Raw genomic sequence first — 18,022 nt, forward strand, 5'->3', positions numbered from 1 at the left:
AAATGCAGAAATTTGACGCTATTAGGCCCTTTTATGATTCGGAAATAAATGAAGCACTTCATGATGTGGTAAATCATCCTATGATGAAGGCATTGATGAATTTTACATTTCCAGAAGTGGCAGATGAGGTATGGAAAGAGCAACTGAAAAAAACGCATTCTATTCGTGATTTTCAATGTAATTTTATATATCAATCTGTACAAAGAGTGCTAGAGAAAAGCTCTGACGGCCTTACAACTTCGGGATTTGAAAACTTAGAGGCTAATACGTCTTATATGTTTATTTCAAACCATAGGGATATATTATTAGATACAACCTTGTTGAATACAGCTTTGTTTGAACATGGTTTAGTAATGACAGCATCGGCAATTGGTGATAATTTAGTTAAAAAATCATTTTTAAAAACATTAGCAAAACTCAACAGGAATTTCTTAGTTCAAAGAGGATTAACACCAAGAGAAATGTTGCAAAGCTCTAAATTATTATCTGAGTTTATGGGTAATTTGCTTTTGCATGAAAATCGTTCGGTGTGGATTGCACAACGCGAAGGAAGAACAAAAGATGGTAATGATGAGACAAATCCGGGTGTTTTAAAAATGATTGGAATGGCATCTGATGAGAAAAATGTGATGGACTATTTTAAGAAAATAAAAATAGTTCCTGTTTCTATTTCTTATGAATATGATCCTACTGATGCCTTAAAAATGCCTCAACTAATGGCCGAAGCTAATAATGAAGTGTATGTAAAGGAGAAAAATGAGGATTTCATGACTATTCTTAGCGGTGCTTTAGGCCAAAAGAAACGAATTCATATTCATGTAGGTACTGTTTTGGATGCTGAGATTGATCGTGTAAAAGCGGATAATGACAATTCAAACAAACAAGTCGCAGCACTGGCGCAAGAAATTGACGATACGATATTGAGTAATTACAAATTGTGGCCTACTAATTTTATTGCGTATGATATTGTTAACAAAACAGATAGATACGCTCACTTGTACACTGAAAATGAAAAATCATTGTTTGAACGCCGATTAGAAATGCGTATAGATCATGATAATCCTGTGGCACTTGATGGTTTTTTAGCCATGTATGCTAATCCTGTTGTCAATAAATTAAAATACCATGACATTGTATAAAGCTAAAATACTTTTAATTTATACCGGCGGAACCATTGGTATGCGCAAGGATTTTGATACAGGAGCACTCAAAGCCTTCAATTTTAGTAAATTATTGCAAAATATCCCAGAGCTAAAACAATTAGATTGTGATATTGAAACAGTTTCATTTGAGGTACCCATAGACTCCTCAAATATGAACCCAGCCGAATGGTCAAAAATGGCAACCCTAATTGAGCAAAATTACAGCTCCTATGATGGTTTTGTAGTACTTCATGGATCAGATACCATGTCATACTCTGCATCGGCATTGAGTTTCATGCTCGAAAATTTAGATAAACCAGTTATTTTTACGGGTTCTCAATTGCCAATAGGTGATTTACGAACTGATGCCAAAGAAAATTTAATTACTGCCATACAAATAGCGTCGTTACGAGATGAAAACGGACCTTTGATACAAGAGGTTTGCCTTTATTTTGAGTACAAGTTATACAGAGGAAACCGCACCACAAAGATAAATGCCGAACATTTTAAAGCATTTACCTCTCCTAATTATCCTGAGCTGGTAGAGTCTGGTGTACATTTAAAAATTAATCCAGAAATGTTTTTGCCAAAAAGTGCCAATAAAACGTTTCAAGTTCATAAGAAATTAGATAATAATGTTGCCATCATAAAAATGTTTCCGGGCATTAGTGAAGCTGTTTTAGCAGCTATTTTCGATATTCCAAACTTAAAAGGAATTGTTCTAGAAACCTATGGATCAGGAAACGCACCTACCGAAGACTGGTTTCTTGACTTATTACAAAAAGCAATCAAAGCAGGATTGCATATTGTGAATGTAACACAATGCTCTGGCGGAAGTGTAAGTATGGGACATTATGAAACCAGCACAGGAATGAAAGAAATAGGAGTGATTTCAGGGAAAGATATTACTACAGAGGCCGCAATTACAAAACTGATGTATGTGTTAGGTCAAAATATTGCTAACAAGGATTTTAAGGCTTTCTTTGAAACACCATTGCGTGGCGAAATGATTTAAAGTCAGATTTTGCTTTTCTAAGTCAGTTTTTTTTAAGTTATTTGCAAACCTAATTAGAGAGGTGTCCGAGTGGTTGAAGGAGCTAGCCTGGAAAGCTAGTATATGGGTAACTGTATCGAGGGTTCGAATCCCTTCCTCTCTGCGATAAAAAACCGTAAAGCACCATTAATATAGGCTTTACGGTTTTTTTGTATTTATATTTTCCGACATAGTCTCCGGGATACTCGAAGTGTAAAATATATATTCTTAAAAACTGTTTGCTGCTGGCTAATGTCTTTGACCTCGCGCCCAAGTTAATAGGCAACAAACACAATTTTTTATTGAGAAGTTAAATAATCATATTTGATATAAAGCAGTTTTATGTATCGTACATGTTGAACTTTTATGATTTCCTTTTTAAGTCACCCGCGTTGCAAACGGTCGCCAGATGGGGTAATACATGCTCATTTTTAGATTCATAAATGTAAACTTAGCTGTTTTTTATATTCAATATAATAGTAGCTATTTTATGAAGTGAATTGTTTTAATACAGTAATAAATGTGCTCATCATACATAGGAAACACTATCTTTGTTAATGTGACTGCAGTGCAACCTAAGATGTATAATCGATTAAATTAAGGAGGTTAGAATGATAAAAGTTTTTAAAAAATATAGAAACAGTTTTATTATAGGATGTGTCTTTATTAGTATCTCTGCTTTTGGTCAAGAGAGTGAGTCTCTTGATGAAAAAGCAGTTGTAAAACTGGACTCGGTATATAGAGAAGATCAGTTTTATTTCGCCATAACGTACAATTCATTGGTAAATCGTCCTACAGGAGTAAGTCAAAATAAATTTTCTTCGGGAGTGTCATTGGGGTTTTTAAGAGACATGCCTGTTAATAAAAAAAGAACTTTTGCAATAGCCACCGGACTGGGATTTACGTATAATAACTTCAATCAGAATCTTTTTGTTTCTGAGCAAGAGGGCTCATTTGCCTATAAAATTATTTCTGCTGATGTTCGTTTTGATGAAAATAAGTTTTCCCAACTCTCGGTCGATTTGCCTGTTGAGTTCAGGTGGCGTACGTCAACATATGATAGTCATAAGTTTTGGCGCATATATACGGGTTTAAAATTTAGTTATTTGTTGTTTGATCGCTCTCTTTTTGTCGGAAGTTCAGATCGTATCGTAGTTCAAAATAATGCTGATTTTAATGCACTTCAATACGGGGCGTATATTGCCACGGGCTACAATACTGTAAATTTGTACCTATATTATGGTTTAAATCCTTTGTTTCAAAAAGCTACATTAAATGGGGCTTCTGTGAATATGAGAGCATTTAATTTGGGGATTACCTTTTACATTTTATAACCACAAAAATAATAAAAACAATTGCGGTGCAGCGCCTAATGCAAAACCAATAACGAGTTCTTTATAGGTGTGCGCGTTCATTACCAATCGGGACGATGCTATAAGTCCGTTCAATAAAATGAGTAATGCAACGGTAATTGTATTTTGCAATTGCAAATGCATGCTTAAACCTATAATAAAAACAGTCAAAGAGCTTATGCTTAGTAGGTGTAAGCTTGCTTTAATGTTCATAAAAAGCAAGAGTAATGCAATTAAACTACTAAAAAGCCCGCCAATTAAAAAGAAATGCAATTCAGGATAACGATCAATCACGATTGTGTTTTTGATTAGCAAAATAATTAAAAAACAATGCAATAATAACGGAATCTTTCGTTGTGCAATTTTATAAACCATTACAGAATCAATTTGTCCAGAAACCTTTAGGATAAAAAAGCCCAATATAGGAATACACAAGGTTAATAAAGCCACTTGAAAGAGCACAAATAATTTTTCTTGAAACTGAAACGTGTTTCCACTATACCACATATATAGTAAAGCTGCTATAGTTGGTATAAAAACAGGGTGAAAGATATAAGAGAAAATAGGAAGAATTTTTTTCAAGACAATTTTTTTTGAAAACAAATATAATGAATCTTATAAGTGTAAAAAACACCCTTTTTCTTTTGCTACTTGTTTTTTGAATTCTAGAGGCTTTATCCTAGAATGAGCGTATTATTTTTGTGTATTTTTGATAAAAATTAATGCTTAATTGCAATTTTAAGCAAGATAATAAGGAGAACTATGAGTCGAAAAATTTTAGCAAGTTTGCAAACAATTCAATCCGTGCGTCATGGCGATTTTGGTAATGATGACTTAGATGCAGTTTCTATTGATAGCCGTTCGTTACAAAACGGAGTTCAAACACTTTTTTTTGCTTTGGTTGGCGTGCAGCATGACGCGCATGACTACATCGATGATCTTATTGTATCGGGTGTTCAAAACTTTGTAGTCACTTTTATCCCAAAAGAGTGCGAGGGAAAAGCAAATTTTTATGTCGTTTCGAATACGTTGAAAGCCTTACAAGAGTTTGCAGCATATTACAGAGCGCTTTTTCAAATTCCAGTTATTGGATTAACGGGAAGCAACGGTAAGACTATTGTTAAAGAATGGCTCAATTTTTTATTGGCCCCAGATTATAATATTATTCGAAGTCCAAAAAGTTATAACTCACAAGTTGGCGTGCCTTTGTCTGTAATGGCAATCAATGAAAAGCACAATTTAGGCATTTTTGAGGCAGGTATTTCAACTCGTGGCGAAATGCAAAACTTAGAAAAAATCATAAAGCCTACCATAGGAGTGCTTACCAATATAGGTACTGCTCATGACGAAGGATTTGCCAATACAACTGAAAAAATTAAAGAGAAATTATTATTATTTCAAAATGCTGAAGTACTAATTTATAATAAAAAAGAAACTGTTGAAGAGCACTTACAGCCAGACATACAAAGATTTTCTTGGAGTTTTTCAGATCCCTTAGCAACCGTACCTGTTACTAAAGAAGTGAAGGATACCAATACTATTTTACGCATTCATTACGGAGAAGTGGTTTTTGATGTCAAAATTCCTTTTTTTGATGAAGCTTCAATAGAAAATGCCATTTCTTGTATTTTAGTTTTGTTGTTTTTACATGTTGAGGTCAATACTATTCAGGAGCGTATAGCGCAATTATATCCTGTTGAAATGCGCCTGAAATTAAAAAATGGTATTAACAACTGCAATATTATTGATGATAGTTATAGTAGTGATTTCCAGTCATTGAAAATTGCATTGGACTTTTTAGAAAATCAAAAACAGTCTAAGAAAAAGACTTTAATTTTGTCAGATATTTTTCAAAGCGGTTTGTCTCTTGAGGAGTTGTATGATAAAGTTTCGCATCTCATCAAGGTAAATAATATTGATCGGGTAATTGCTATTGGTGAAACTATTAGTAGATTTCAAGATAAGTTTACCAATGCACTTTTTTTTAAAAACACAGCCGAGTTTATTGCTGCAATATCACAATTGGATTTTTATAATGAAACCATTTTAATAAAAGGAGCAAGAGCATTTCAATTTGAAGAAATAGTGTATTTACTCGAAGAGAAAACACACGAAACTGTTTTGGAAATCAATTTGAATGCCATATCGCACAACCTAAATTTTTTTAAAGCTAAGCTTAAGCCAAATGTAAAAATTATGGTAATGGTCAAGGCTTTTGGATATGGAAATGGCGGTCTTGAAATTGCAAAATTGTTAGAGTTTAATAAAGTAAACTACCTAGGTGTGGCCTTTGCAGATGAGGGAATAGCATTGAAAAAAGGTGGGATTAAAGTTCCTATTATGGTTCTTAATCCAGAAAGCACCAGTTTTTCAGCAATTATCAAACATAAATTAGAACCAGAAATTTACAGTCTAAAAGGACTTTACGCCTTTTTAAAAATTGCCAACCAAAAAGGATTGGAGAATTTTCCCATTCATATTAAGATGGATACTGGAATGCATCGATTGGGTTTTGAAGCGGCTACAATAGACGAATTGATTTTGGCTTTGCAAGGAAACAAAACAGTACAAGTCAAAAGTATTTTATCACATTTAGCAACCAGTGATGATCCTTCTCAACACGATTTTGCTCGATCACAAATAGCGCTTTTTGAACAGTTATCGTCAAAACTGATGGCTCAATTGCCAAATATTCCATTGCGACACATCTTGAACACATCTGGAATTAGTAATTTTCAAGATGCTCAATATGACATGGTTCGGTTGGGAATTGGTTTGTATGGAGTTTCTAATGACAACGAGGAACAACATAAACTTGAAAATGTAGGGACACTCAAATCCATAATTTCACAATTACGGACTATTAAAACAGGAGAAAGCGTAGGGTATGGCAGGCGATTTGTAGCTCTAAAAAATACAGTAATTGCCACCATACCTATTGGTTATGCCGATGGAATTTCAAGAGGATTGGGCAATGGTGTAGGTCATGTGCTAGTGCGCAATACTAAAGCGGCCATTGTGGGTAGTGTCTGTATGGATATGTTGATGCTTGATGTGACTGGAATTGATTGTAAAGAAGGAGATGTAGTAGTGCTTTTTGGAGAGCAGCTCCGAGTGAACGAAATTGCAGAAAAACTCAATACGATACCGTATGAAATATTAACGAATGTATCTCAACGGGTAAAACGTGTCTTTTATAGAGAATAGTTATAATTCTGTTAATTATTTGCTTATTCGCATTAAAAATTTATTTAAGTTCGTACTCACAAATAAATATTAACTTAAAACAGAAACGTATGGGAATGATTTCAGAATTTAAAGAATTTATTGCAAAAGGTAATGTTATGGATTTAGCAGTTGGAGTTATCATTGGAGCTGCTTTCAGCGCCATTGTAAATTCATTAGTAGCTGATGTAATTACTCCTGCACTATTAAATCCTGCACTAAAAGCAGCACAAGTTGAAAATTTAGCTGAACTAAAAACGGATGGTGGAATTTTATACGGTAAATTCCTTGCGGCAATAATTAGTTTTCTAGTAATTGCTTTTGTAGTTTTTCTTATTGTAAAAGCAATAAACAGCATGAAGAAAAAAGAGGTAGTGGCTCCTGCTGCTCCAGCTGGTCCTACTCAAGAAGAGTTGTTAACTCAAATTAGAGATTTATTAAAAAAGTAATTTCTGCTACATTATATATTCTAACTAAACCGCCACGTAATTGTGGCGGTTTTTCTTTGTTTAAATTTGCTTCTGCATTTGTTTTTTGGCATAAGCCAAATGGAGCATGTTTAATAAAAAGTTTGTTTTGTAACATTTTGTTATTTTTTGTGAACGGTGTTAAAATGTTTTTAATATTAATTACTTTTGTTCTTCAAATGTAAACCTAGAAAAAACACATACGATGAAAATAGCAGTTGTAGGAGCCACAGGAATGGTAGGCGAGATCATGTTGAAAGTTTTAGCCGAAAGAAACTTTCCAGTAACAGAATTAATTCCAGTAGCATCAGAACGTTCTGTAGGGAAAGAGATTGATTTTAAAGGTCAAAAATATACTGTTGTGGGCTTGCAAACTGCTGTTGACATGAAAGCGGATATTGCTTTATTTTCAGCTGGTGGTGAAACTTCTTTGGAGTGGGCTCCAAAATTTGCTGCAGCCGGAACTACGGTTATTGACAACTCATCGGCTTGGAGGATGGATCCTACCAAAAAGTTGATTGTTCCAGAGATTAATGCGGGTCAACTTACGGCTGATGATAAAATTATCGCCAATCCAAACTGTTCAACTATTCAAATGGTGTTGGTATTAGCGCCATTGCACCGTAAATACAATATCAAACGTGTGATTGTTTCTACTTACCAATCCATCACAGGAACGGGAGTTAAAGCAGTACAACAATTAGAGAACGAGTATGCAGGCGTACAAGGTGAAATGGCCTATAAGTATCCTATTCACCGCAATGCGATTCCACAATGTGATTCTTTTGAAGAAAATGGATATACCAAAGAAGAGATGAAATTGGTTCGCGAAACACAAAAAATATTAGATGACAGAACTATTGCTGTAACGGCTACTGCTGTTCGTGTCCCTGTTGTAGGCGGACACAGTGAGGCTGTGAATGTGGAGTTTTCAAACGACTTTGATGTGAGTGAGGTAAGAGCTATTTTACACCACACTGATGGAGTTGTTCTTCAAGATAACATTGATGCTTTTACTTATCCAATGCCACTTTATGCCGAAGGGAAAGATGCAGTTTTTGTAGGTAGAATTCGTCGTGACGAAAGTCAAGAAAACACTTTAAATATGTGGATTGTTGCAGATAACTTGCGTAAAGGAGCTGCTACAAATACCGTTCAAATTGCTGAATATTTAGTGGCTAATAATTTGGTATAATCCTGTTACGTATTTTACTAAGCACCTTTTGAAACGTGCAAAAATTTATAATCCATTTGTTTTTAAAAATGTAAATTTTTTGAAACAAATGGATTTTTTGGTGAAGGATTGTTATATTTGCGATTCATGAAAAAGAAACTTTCTATATTGCGTTTGCTTTTTACGGTTTCAGTATTGGTGTCCATGCTGTTTCAATCGTTGCACAAGTATGAGCATATAGCACAACAACTTGCTCATGTAGAATGTGTTCATGAAAAAGGAGATGGTCCAGAAATTACACACCAGCACCACAGTTTTGAATTGTGTGCCGTGTGTGATTATAAATTAAGTGGTTTTATTTCGCAAGATTTTTTATCTCTTGACACTTTTCATTTTGACAACTTTAAAAACACAATAGATGCGGAGTCTATTGTATCTATTTCCTACTTTAAAGGAAGCCTTTTCGGGCTTAGAGCACCCCCTTTAGTTTAAAATTAGTACACACAACAATAGCATTTTCATATCTTGGAAATGCAAGTGATGTTTATATATTTTGAACAAAAAAAATGCACACAAAAAACTTTCTGTTTTTCTGTATCTCTTTGTTTTGCACCATAGGTTTTGCGCAAAGCACAGTACGCGGAAAAATAACTACTACAGCTGGAATACCACTTTCTGGAAGTCACATACATATTGGTAAAAAGACAGTATCTTCAGATGCTGCGGGCAATTATGTCATTAAAAAACTGCCTTTGGGTAACCAAAAAATATTTGTTTCTTACATAGGTTTTCAATCTGTGGATACGCTTGTTACTTTATCGGGTGACCAAGTATTTGATTTTGTTTTAAAAGAAAAAGCCGATGACCTTCAAGAAGTGATTGTGAGGCAAAAAATAAATACGCTCAACAAATCCTTATTGGAACAAAAAATTAAAACAGAAACTATTGAAAAATATAGCAATCAAACACTAGGAGATTTACTTAAAGAGGTAGCGGGAGTTTCTAGTTTAAAAACAGGAAGTAATGTTGTAAAACCAATGATCAATGGATTGTTTGGGAGTCGCGTTCCTCTAATTAATAACAACGTACGTTTGCAAGATCAAGAATGGGGCACAGAACACGCTCCTAATTTTGACGTGAATGCAGCAGGAAAAATTACGGTAATCAAGGGTGCATCGGGTTTGCAATATGGTGGTGATGCCGTGGGTGGCTTAGTTATTATTGAGCCTATTCAGGTAAAAAAAGACACACTTTATGGCAAATCAATAGTGAATCTAGCCTCAAATGGTAGAGGTGGTTCTATGAGTTCTAGTTTGCACAAAGGCAACGAAAAGGGATGGAGTTGGAACGTATTAGGGACATTTAAATATGCTGGTGATAGAGAAGCTCCGGATTATGTATTATCAAATACAGGAAATAGGGAAGCAAATTTCTCTGGCGATTTAAAATTTACAGGTAAAAAGTATGACTTTGCTGGTTTTTATAGCTATTACAATACTACTATTGGGATTTTGAGCGCTTCACATATTGGTAATGTTAATGATTTGTACAACGCAATAACGAATAAAGTTCCTGCTGTGGTCAATGATTTTACCTATTCTATTAAAAATCCTAAGCAAGAAGTACAACATCACTTGGCAAAGCTGAATTACAACTATTTTTTCAATGAAACGGCTTCATTGGGGGTACAGTATTCTTTTCAGTTTAACAAAAGGTTCGAATTTGATTTACGCAGAGGCGAAAATAAAAACAAACCAGCACTTGATCTAGAGTTAGCAACTCATGCCATTAATGTTGATTATAAAAAAGTACTGCATGACTGGACATTAAAGACGGGAACGGTAGCTGCATTTCAAAATAATTTTGCGAATGTAGTCACTACAAATGTTAACCCTTTGATCCCAACATACAACAAAATAGATTGGGGAACATACGGCATTGCAACTTATGACGTTTCTGAAAGTTTAGTCTTTGATGCGGGACTTCGGTATGATTATTCTCAAGTAGATGCTGCCAAGTTTTATTTAAAATCAAGATGGAATGAACGGGGTTATCAATCGCAGTTTTCTCGTTTTATAACTGGCGAAGATGGTGATAAATGGCTCGTAAAACCCAGCTTTGCTTTTCACAACCTATCAAGTAGTGTGGGATTTCACAAAGAGTTTGAGAAAGATTTAAATTGGTATGCCAATGTTAGTTTGGCTACAAGAAATCCAAACCCATCGGAGTTTTTTAGTGATGGTTTGCATCATTCTACTGGAGTTATAGAGATAGGAGACTTAGCATTAAAAAAAGAACAATCTACCAAGTTTTCTACAACGCTGCAAAAAAAATGGACCGCTTTTTCTGTTGAGGTAAACCCTTATATTAATTACATTCGTAATTTTATGTTCTTGCGCCCAGTGGGTTTTGAAAATACCATTCGTGGTGCGTTTCCAGTGTGGGATTACCAGCAAACAAATGCGCAATTAGCAGGTTTTGATGTGCAAACCCATTGGAAAATAAACAACCATTGGCAACATGATTTTACAATGTCTTATGTAAACGGCAAAGACATATCAAACAGAGAAGCCTTGATAGACATTCCGCCTTTTGCCATGACTCAAAAAGTGCAGTTTTCAAAACCAAGTTGGATGAACCTAAAATTGGAGCTAAAGTATGAAGCACTCCTAAGGCAGAACAGATTTCCTGATAATAATTTTGAAACAAATATTATTGTAAACAATGAGTTGTTTCCGGTTCAGGTAGATATCAGTACACCGCCAGATGGTTTTCAATTGTTTCATTTTTACTCCGAAATTAAGTTCAAAAGCATTGGTAAAACCCGGACAACCTTAGCGTTTTCTGTTCAAAATATAACAAACACCACGTACAGGGACTACTTAAACAGACAGCGTTTTTTTGCTGACGAAATGGGTAGAAACTTCCAAATTCAATTAAAATTAAATTATTAAAAAATTAAAAAAATAACAAATCATGAAAAATTCAAAATTCGCAGCAGTAGCATTAATAGCTCTTTTTTCTTTTACCTCTTGTGAAAAAGATGATCCTATTGCAGTAAATGAGGAAGAATTAATAACTACAGTGACCACAACACTTGTGGCTGGAAATCAAACGGTAACATTAACCTCAAAAGATCTTGATGGCGATGGGCCAAATGCACCCGTTGTAACCGTATCAGGTGATTTACTTGTGAATACTACTTATACAGGAAGTACCACGTTCTTAAATGAGTCGGTTACGCCAGTAGACAACATCACTGCCGAGGTTAAAGAAGAGGGTTATGAGCACCAATTGTTTTATCAAGCGCCTACAACAATAGGAGTTTTCACGTATACAGATGCGGACAAAAACGGAAAACCTGTTGGGTTAACTTTTTCATTAAGAACAGCAGCAGCTCCAGCAACTGGAACCTTAACAGTAGTACTTAGACATGAACCAAACAAAGACGCTGCAGGAGTAGCTACTGGATCAATCACTAATGCAGGCGGTGCCACAGATGCTCAGGTGACTTTCCCAGTTCAAGTTAAATAAGGTTAAAACCAATTTATACCCAAAAAAACGCTATTCGAAAGAGTAGCGTTTTTTTGGGTTTAAGTGCAAAAAGTACGGGTTACTATTTCAGTTCTTTTTTTCGTATTATTGTATGTGTAATCAAGTTAAAACTTTTATTATCTAAAATAATGATGCTACAAAACCAATCTGTAATTCCTGATATTAAAGCCATTATAGCAGCTTCAAAAGACAGAGCAATTAGAGCAGTTGACAATGAAAGAACCTTGATGTACTGGCATATTGGGCAACGTATTTTCGAGGAAGAACAAAACGGAAAGGACCGTGCTGATTATGGAGAGTATCTAACGAAGTATATTTCACAACAGTTAGAACCTGAGTATGGAAGTGGTTTCTCAAAACGCCAAATAGAATTATTTAGACAGTTTTATCGCTCGTTTCCAATTGCGAACGCATTGCGTTCGCAATTGAGTTGGACGCATTATAAACTAATTATTCGTCTTGATAGTCAAGATAAGATTGATTTTTATATAGCCGAAACTGTAAAAAATAATTGGAACACAAGACAATTAGAGCGTCAGATTTATAGTAGTCTTTGGGAACGTCTTTTAATGAGCAATGATAAAGAAAGCGTACTCGCCGTTGCCAAAAATGAAAAACTGCCTTCGGATGCTAAAGAGATTATAAAAGATCCAATGTATCTTGAATTTCTGGGGTTAAAACGGGAAGCGGCTTACTATGAAAAAGATTTAGAAAGTGCTATAATTACTCATTTGCAAGATTTTTTATTGGAACTAGGAAATGGATTTTCATTTGTAGCAAGACAAAAAAGAATACACATTGATGGTGATGAATTTTTTACAGACTTAGTTTTTTATAATCGAATATTACAATGCTTTGTCATTATCGAAATCAAAACAGATAAACTTACGCATCAGGATATAGGACAATTACAGATGTATGTCAATTATTACGATCGAGTAGAAAAACTGCCTCGTGAAAATCCATCTATTGGTATTTTGCTTTGTGCAAATAAAAATGACGGCGTTGTAAAATTTACGCTGCCGGAAAACGAGAAAAATATTGTAGCCAGTCAGTATAAACTATACCTGCCTACTGAACAACAGTTGCTGGAAGCTGTGAATATAGAATTGCAAAATTTTGAGGAAGCCAAAGAAAATAATTGAGGAAACGACAGAACTTTAGAAAATACTTTACCCGAAAGAGTAGCGTTTTTTTTAACTTTATTTAAGACTTGGTCAAGTCTAGAACACTAACTATTTCCTTATTTTTGTAACAACCTAAAAAATTAACTAATGAAGAAATCCTTTTTAATAATGGCTGTAACCTCTGCAATGGCAACTTTTGGCCAAAATAAAAACGAAAAAATAACATACCCAACGACCAACAAAGGTACTACGGTAGATGCTTATTTTGATGCAAAAGTCCCAGATCCCTACCGTTGGCTAGAAGATGATAAATCAGCTGAGACCGGTGCTTGGGTCAAAGCCCAAAACGAAGTAACCTACGGGTATCTCAACCAAATTCCGTTTCGTGATGCGTTAAAAGCAAGAATGGAAAAGCTTTGGAATTACGAAAAAATAGGTGCGCCTTTCAAAGAAGGGAATTTCACATACTACTACAAAAACAACGGTTTGCAAAACCAGTCGGTGTTGTACAGAAAAGATGCCAAAGGAACCGAAACGGTTTTCTTAGATCCCAACACGTTTTCTAAAGACGGAACCACTTCACTTGGCGGATTGGATTTTTCCAAAGACGGTTCAAAAGTAGCGTATGCCGTTTCAGAAGGTGGAAGCGACTGGCGAAAAGTAATCATCATGGATGCCATTACCAATACAATTATTGAAGACACTATTGTCGATGTAAAATTCAGCGGAGTGTCCTGGAGAGGGAACGAAGGGTTCTACTATTCCAGTTATGACAAACCAAAGGGAAGTGAATTATCAGCAAAAACAGATCAGCACAAACTCTATTTTCATAAATTAGGCACAGCTCAAAAAGACGATCAAATTATTTTTGGTGCGGATCAAAAACGCCGTTATGTAGGCGGTGGCGTAACTGAGGACGACCGCTACCTTGTGATATCAGCCGCCAACTCCACCTATGGGAATGAGTTGTACATCAAAGATTTAACAAAACCCAACAGTCCTATTGTGACCATTGTAGATAATTTCAAGAGTGACAACAACATCATTGAAAACGAAGGCGGAAAATTATTCATAGAAACTGATTTGAATGCGCCCAACAAACGCATCGTTACTGTGGATATCAAGAATCCAAAACCAGAAAACTGGAAAGACTTCATTCCAGAAACAGAGAATGTTTTATCACCATCAACAGGTGGCGGTTATTTCTTTGCAAATTACATGAAAGATGCCGTTTCATTAGTAAAACAATATGATTACACGGGAAAATTGATACGCGAAATCAAACTTCCAGGAGTAGGAACAGCGGGCGGTTTTAGCGGAAAGAAAAAAGAGAAAAATCTTTATTTCTCCTTTACAAATTACATCACACCGGGTTCTATTTTTAGTTTAGATACACAAACAGGAACCTCTGTTGTGTATGAAAAACCAAAAGTAGATTTCAATACAGATCTGTATGAGTCCAAACAAGTGTTTTATACCTCAAAAGACGGTACCAAAATCCCAATGATTATCACCCACAAAAAAGGATTAAAACTTGACGGAACTAACCCAACCATGCTTTACGGATATGGCGGATTCAACGTGAGTTTGACACCAAGTTTTAGCATAGCCAATGCCATCTGGATGGAAAACGGAGGCGTGTATGCCGTACCCAACTTACGTGGTGGAGGTGAATACGGAAAAAAATGGCATGATGCCGGAACCAAAATGCAAAAACAAAACGTATTTGATGATTTCATTGCAGCAGCCGAATACCTGATTGAACAAAAATACACCTCTTCACAATACCTAGCCATTCGTGGTGGGTCAAACGGAGGATTGCTTGTAGGTGCTACCATGACGCAACGACCAGAGCTAATGAAAGTCGCTTTGCCAGCAGTGGGCGTGATGGACATGTTGCGTTACCATACCTTTACCGCAGGAGCAGGTTGGGCGTATGATTACGGAACAGCTCAGGACAGCAAAGAAATGTTCAGCTACATTCAAGGATATTCACCGGTACACAACGTAAAAACAGGAACCCAGTACCCAGCCACTATGGTCACAACAGGAGATCATGATGATAGAGTAGTGCCGGCACACAGCTTTAAATTTGCTGCTGAGTTGCAAGAAAAACAAGCAGGAACAAACCCAACCCTTATTCGCATAGACATCAATGCAGGACACGGCGCCGGAAAATCAGTAGCAGCAACCATACAAGAAAACGTAGACATCCAAGCCTTTACGCTCTACAACATGGGGATTATGACCATCCCTGCAAGTAAATAAAAGCAAAAGAGGTACGGTGCGGTTACTCTTTTTTAGGAGCTTAATCCTGCTGTACACTGTATCTTTTTTTGAATTTTAGGCTGGAAGCCTTCAAAAGGCTTCCAGCCTAAAAAATTCAAAAAAAGGATGCCGTTCCCATCAGGGCTAGGGCATTCAACTCCTCAGATGATTGTCTTCACGAGGAAAAAAGCCATCACCACACAAATTTCAAAAAACGCTATTCGAAAGAGTAGCGTTTTTTTTTGTTTTAGAGTAATTCTGTTTTAACAAATCAAGTTGAAAACTAAAAATTAATGAGGTCAATTGTAGGCGGGTCAATTGTAGGCGTAAAAGTAATTTTATCAAATATGGATATTAAAGAAAAATTCGGTCATAAAGTAAAAGAATTAAGAGAGAATAAAGGCTTTTCTATTGAGCAACTCGCTAATATTTCGAATGTTGACAGGAATTATATTTCTGATATCGAGAAAGGAAAAAGAAATGTTTCTATTGAAATAATGGAGAAAATAATCCTTGCACTCGATACTGAATTTATGGAGTTCTTCAACGATAAAAAATTTAAAATTAAAATATGAAAATAGTTTCATTTTTTGCTGGTGCTGGTGGTCTGGATCTTGGTTTTGAAAAAGCTGGATTTGATGTCATATGGGCAAATGAATACGACAAAGAAATTTGGGCTACGTATGAAAAAAATCATAAAAAAACGATTTTAGACAGGAGAAGCATTGTTGATATTCCTTCAAGTGAAGTTCCTGATTGTGACGGTATAATTGGCGGTCCGCCCTGTCAAAGCTGGTCGGAAGCAGGTTCAAAACGAGGAATTGCCGATAAACGAGGTCAGCTATTTTATGAATTTATGAGAATTTTGGCAGATAAAAAACCAAAGTTTTTTTTAGCTGAAAATGTATCAGGAATGTTATTGCCTGCTCATAAAGATGCTTTGGCAAATATAAAACAAATGTTTACCGATATTGGTTACGATTTGACATTCCAATTGTTGAATGTTTCTGATTACGGTGTTCCGCAAGATAGAAAACGTGTTTTCTTTATTGGGTATAGAAAGGATTTAGGAATGAAATTTACTTTTCCAAGACCAACTACACTTGAAAGTAAAATCACACTTGAAAAAGCGATTGGAGATTTAAAAGATACTGCATTACCAGCAAAATCAGGAAACTATACAAACGGAAGTGATTGCAAAGTATTGAATCACGAATATATGATTGGCGGTTTCTCTTCTATGTTTATGTCAAGAAATAGAGTTCGTTCTTGGGATGAAGTTTCTTTCACGATTCAAGCAGGCGGGCGCCACGCTCCACTACATCCACAAGCACCAAAGATGAGTTTTATTGAACAAAATATTCGGGAATTTGTTAAGGGCAAGGAAGGTTTATACCGAAGGTTAAGTGTCCGTGAATGTGCAAGAATCCAAACTTTTCCTGATACTTTTTCTTTTGAATATAATAGCGTTGTAGCGGGTTACAAAATGATTGGGAATGCTGTTCCTGTGAGAATGGGGAAGGTTTTGGCTCAAAAAATATATTCTGATTTAGAAGAGATAAAAGTTGTCAAAAATGTTACTTCAAAAAGTATTGTAACTGAAGTAAATGGAAATATTGTACTTGAAAAAATGAACGAAATAATTAAAAGTATATCTATATAATGGCAAAAATATCAACTCAAACAATTAATGGTAAAGCCTTTGAATACGCTTTGTTAAATGAATTTTTGGAACGTTTAAAAGTCGTAACTTCTGTTACAGTTATTGAAAATGAACCGTTTAAAACTGCTCTTAAATGTTTTGTGAGTTTTGACGAAAAAGAGCAAAGTCATTATAAATTAGTTGCAAGTTTTGCTGTTAATTTTCTGCTTGATATAGAGCCACGTTTGGCAAATGGAATTAACGAGAATGATGTTTTACAACTCGAAATTGTTGCAGATAAAGCAGGTCAAACTGGAGATGTTCGAGATGTATTAGCTATTAGGTCGTTGCAAAAATGGGAGATTGGAATTTCAGCAAAAAATAATCATAGAGCTGTTAAACATTCGCGCTTGTCAAATGATATTGATTTCGGTCAAAAATGGTTAGGAATTCCTTGTTCTGTTGATTATTTTGAAGAAATAAATCCTGTTTTTAGTAATTTGGCAAAGTTAAGAACAGCAAGTAAAGCAACACAAAAGTGGGATACTTTAGGCGATTATCATACGTCTGTTTATGTTCCCGTTTTGGATGCTTTTAAAACTGAATTATTGAGATTAGATAAAGAAAACTCTGGAATCGTAGCAGAAAGATTAGTTGAGTATTTAATTGGTAATCAGGATTTTTACAAAGTCATTAAAGGAAAAAACAAAGTAGAAATACAAGCCTACAATTTACACGGCACATTGAATTTACCTTTTGAAAATATTAAACCAAAAGCTAAAATTCAAAGATTAAAATTACCTAATAGATTGATTGAAGTTGTTTATCAGGATAATTCTCAAACAACACTTTTAGTAACTTTGAATGAAGGTTGGCAAATCTCTTTTCGCATTCATAACGCAAGTTCTCGAATTGAACCGTCATTAAAATTCGATATTAATTTAGTTTCTTCACCTCATTCACTTTTCTCAAATCAATTGTTTATTTGATAATAAAAATTCAAAACAAGCAATTGAAAATTGGGTTGATAAATTAAC

Annotated in this window: 16 protein-coding genes and 1 tRNA gene; 15 read left to right on the top strand and 2 right to left on the bottom strand. The window is 35.2% G+C overall.

Annotated elements, in window-relative coordinates; translation table 11 throughout:
• Positions 1-2 precede the first annotated feature (2 nt).
• The 4 genes from FJV36_RS14135 to FJV36_RS14150 all read left to right on the top strand — a co-directional run bounded on the left by FJV36_RS14135 (position 3) and on the right by FJV36_RS14150 (position 3,509).
• Positions 3-1,139 carry a 1-acyl-sn-glycerol-3-phosphate acyltransferase gene (locus FJV36_RS14135; RefSeq protein ID WP_158728646.1) on the top strand — a complete coding sequence of 379 codons (1,137 nt, stop codon included), beginning with the start codon at positions 3-5 and terminating at the stop codon, positions 1,137-1,139.
• The gene (locus tag FJV36_RS14140; protein ID WP_158728645.1) at positions 1,126-2,157 is read left to right on the top strand and encodes an asparaginase; all 1,032 of its coding nucleotides are present in this window, start codon (positions 1,126-1,128) and stop codon (positions 2,155-2,157) included. Before FJV36_RS14135 ends, FJV36_RS14140 begins: the two co-directional genes overlap by 14 nt.
• A 55-nt stretch (positions 2,158-2,212) precedes the next feature.
• Positions 2,213-2,299, top strand: a tRNA-Ser gene (locus FJV36_RS14145).
• A 487-nt stretch (positions 2,300-2,786) separates the two neighbouring features.
• Positions 2,787-3,509, top strand: coding sequence for a porin family protein (locus FJV36_RS14150; RefSeq protein ID WP_158728613.1), 723 nt, complete (start codon positions 2,787-2,789; stop codon positions 3,507-3,509).
• Here the strand turns inward: FJV36_RS14150 and FJV36_RS14155 are convergent.
• Complete coding sequence (locus FJV36_RS14155; RefSeq protein ID WP_158728612.1) at positions 3,504-4,109, bottom strand: hypothetical protein; 606 nt, start codon at positions 4,107-4,109, stop codon at positions 3,504-3,506. The two genes, FJV36_RS14150 and FJV36_RS14155, sit on opposite strands and share 6 nt — an antisense overlap.
• Positions 4,110-4,289: 180 nt before the next feature.
• Between FJV36_RS14155 and FJV36_RS14160 the strand changes: the two genes are divergently transcribed.
• Both FJV36_RS14160 and mscL read left to right on the top strand, forming a co-directional pair.
• A complete protein-coding gene (locus tag FJV36_RS14160; protein ID WP_158728611.1) occupies positions 4,290-6,734 on the top strand; it encodes a bifunctional UDP-N-acetylmuramoyl-tripeptide:D-alanyl-D-alanine ligase/alanine racemase in 2,445 nt (814 codons plus the stop codon).
• 89 nt (positions 6,735-6,823) lie between these two features.
• Positions 6,824-7,201, top strand: coding sequence for a large conductance mechanosensitive channel protein MscL (gene mscL / locus FJV36_RS14165; protein ID WP_158728610.1), 378 nt, complete (start codon positions 6,824-6,826; stop codon positions 7,199-7,201).
• Here mscL and FJV36_RS14170 read toward each other — a convergent pair.
• Positions 7,179-7,337 carry a hypothetical protein gene (locus tag FJV36_RS14170; RefSeq protein WP_158728609.1) on the bottom strand — a complete coding sequence of 53 codons (159 nt, stop codon included), beginning with the start codon at positions 7,335-7,337 and terminating at the stop codon, positions 7,179-7,181. The two genes, mscL and FJV36_RS14170, sit on opposite strands and share 23 nt — an antisense overlap.
• 87 nt (positions 7,338-7,424) lie before the next feature.
• On the opposite strand from FJV36_RS14170, the gene FJV36_RS14175 reads away from it, so the two are divergent.
• The 9 genes from FJV36_RS14175 (at position 7,425) to FJV36_RS14215 (ending at position 17,974) form a co-directional block, all read left to right on the top strand.
• Positions 7,425-8,414: an aspartate-semialdehyde dehydrogenase gene (locus FJV36_RS14175; RefSeq protein ID WP_158728608.1), complete on the top strand. Its 990-nt coding sequence runs from the start codon at positions 7,425-7,427 to the stop codon at positions 8,412-8,414.
• Positions 8,415-8,540: 126 nt separating this feature from the next.
• A complete protein-coding gene (locus FJV36_RS14180) occupies positions 8,541-8,885 on the top strand; it encodes a hypothetical protein (RefSeq protein WP_158728607.1) in 345 nt (114 codons plus the stop codon).
• A 74-nt stretch (positions 8,886-8,959) separates the two neighbouring features.
• Positions 8,960-11,347 (top strand): TonB-dependent receptor domain-containing protein, encoded by a 2,388-nt coding sequence (locus FJV36_RS14185; protein ID WP_158728606.1) that lies wholly within the window; start codon positions 8,960-8,962, stop codon positions 11,345-11,347.
• A gap of 22 nt (positions 11,348-11,369) precedes the next feature.
• The gene (locus tag FJV36_RS14190) at positions 11,370-11,927 is read left to right on the top strand and encodes a type 1 periplasmic binding fold superfamily protein (protein ID WP_158728605.1); all 558 of its coding nucleotides are present in this window, start codon (positions 11,370-11,372) and stop codon (positions 11,925-11,927) included.
• 152 nt (positions 11,928-12,079) lie between these two features.
• A complete protein-coding gene (locus tag FJV36_RS14195) occupies positions 12,080-13,093 on the top strand; it encodes a YhcG family protein (RefSeq protein WP_158728658.1) in 1,014 nt (337 codons plus the stop codon).
• A 150-nt stretch (positions 13,094-13,243) separates the two neighbouring features.
• A complete protein-coding gene (locus tag FJV36_RS14200) occupies positions 13,244-15,343 on the top strand; it encodes a prolyl oligopeptidase family protein (RefSeq protein ID WP_370514384.1) in 2,100 nt (699 codons plus the stop codon).
• A 293-nt stretch (positions 15,344-15,636) separates the two neighbouring features.
• Positions 15,637-15,918 (top strand): helix-turn-helix domain-containing protein, encoded by a 282-nt coding sequence (locus FJV36_RS14205; protein ID WP_233264550.1) that lies wholly within the window; start codon positions 15,637-15,639, stop codon positions 15,916-15,918.
• Positions 15,915-17,006, top strand: coding sequence for a DNA cytosine methyltransferase (locus tag FJV36_RS14210; RefSeq protein WP_158728603.1), 1,092 nt, complete (start codon positions 15,915-15,917; stop codon positions 17,004-17,006). The genes FJV36_RS14205 and FJV36_RS14210 overlap by 4 nt, the downstream gene beginning before the upstream one ends.
• Positions 17,006-17,974 (top strand): HaeIII family restriction endonuclease, encoded by a 969-nt coding sequence (locus FJV36_RS14215; RefSeq protein ID WP_158728602.1) that lies wholly within the window; start codon positions 17,006-17,008, stop codon positions 17,972-17,974. The genes FJV36_RS14210 and FJV36_RS14215 overlap by 1 nt, the downstream gene beginning before the upstream one ends.
• The last annotated feature ends 48 nt before the right edge of the window (positions 17,975-18,022 follow it).

Origin of the sequence: Flavobacterium sp. I-STPP5a (genome assembly GCF_009764685.1) — a bacterium.
In the GTDB taxonomy this organism is placed as follows: Bacteria; Bacteroidota; Bacteroidia; order Flavobacteriales; family Flavobacteriaceae; genus Flavobacterium.

Bases quoted from the DNA above. Each gene is read 5' to 3' on its own strand.
- FJV36_RS14135 (WP_158728646.1), top strand. From the start codon at position 3: ATGCAGAAATTTGACGCTATTAGGCCCTTTTATGATTCGGAAATAAAT.
- FJV36_RS14140 (WP_158728645.1), top strand. From the start codon at position 1,126: ATGACATTGTATAAAGCTAAAATACTTTTAATTTATACCGGCGGAACC.
- FJV36_RS14150 (WP_158728613.1), top strand. From the start codon at position 2,787: ATGATAAAAGTTTTTAAAAAATATAGAAACAGTTTTATTATAGGATGT.
- FJV36_RS14160 (WP_158728611.1), top strand. From the start codon at position 4,290: ATGAGTCGAAAAATTTTAGCAAGTTTGCAAACAATTCAATCCGTGCGT.
- mscL (WP_158728610.1), top strand. From the start codon at position 6,824: ATGGGAATGATTTCAGAATTTAAAGAATTTATTGCAAAAGGTAATGTT.
- FJV36_RS14170 (WP_158728609.1), bottom strand. From the start codon at position 7,337: ATGTTACAAAACAAACTTTTTATTAAACATGCTCCATTTGGCTTATGC.
- FJV36_RS14175 (WP_158728608.1), top strand. From the start codon at position 7,425: ATGAAAATAGCAGTTGTAGGAGCCACAGGAATGGTAGGCGAGATCATG.
- FJV36_RS14180 (WP_158728607.1), top strand. From the start codon at position 8,541: ATGAAAAAGAAACTTTCTATATTGCGTTTGCTTTTTACGGTTTCAGTA.
- FJV36_RS14185 (WP_158728606.1), top strand. From the start codon at position 8,960: ATGCACACAAAAAACTTTCTGTTTTTCTGTATCTCTTTGTTTTGCACC.
- FJV36_RS14190 (WP_158728605.1), top strand. From the start codon at position 11,370: ATGAAAAATTCAAAATTCGCAGCAGTAGCATTAATAGCTCTTTTTTCT.
- FJV36_RS14195 (WP_158728658.1), top strand. From the start codon at position 12,080: ATGCTACAAAACCAATCTGTAATTCCTGATATTAAAGCCATTATAGCA.
- FJV36_RS14200 (WP_370514384.1), top strand. From the start codon at position 13,244: ATGGCTGTAACCTCTGCAATGGCAACTTTTGGCCAAAATAAAAACGAA.
- FJV36_RS14205 (WP_233264550.1), top strand. From the start codon at position 15,637: ATGAGGTCAATTGTAGGCGGGTCAATTGTAGGCGTAAAAGTAATTTTA.
- FJV36_RS14210 (WP_158728603.1), top strand. From the start codon at position 15,915: ATGAAAATAGTTTCATTTTTTGCTGGTGCTGGTGGTCTGGATCTTGGT.
- FJV36_RS14215 (WP_158728602.1), top strand. From the start codon at position 17,006: ATGGCAAAAATATCAACTCAAACAATTAATGGTAAAGCCTTTGAATAC.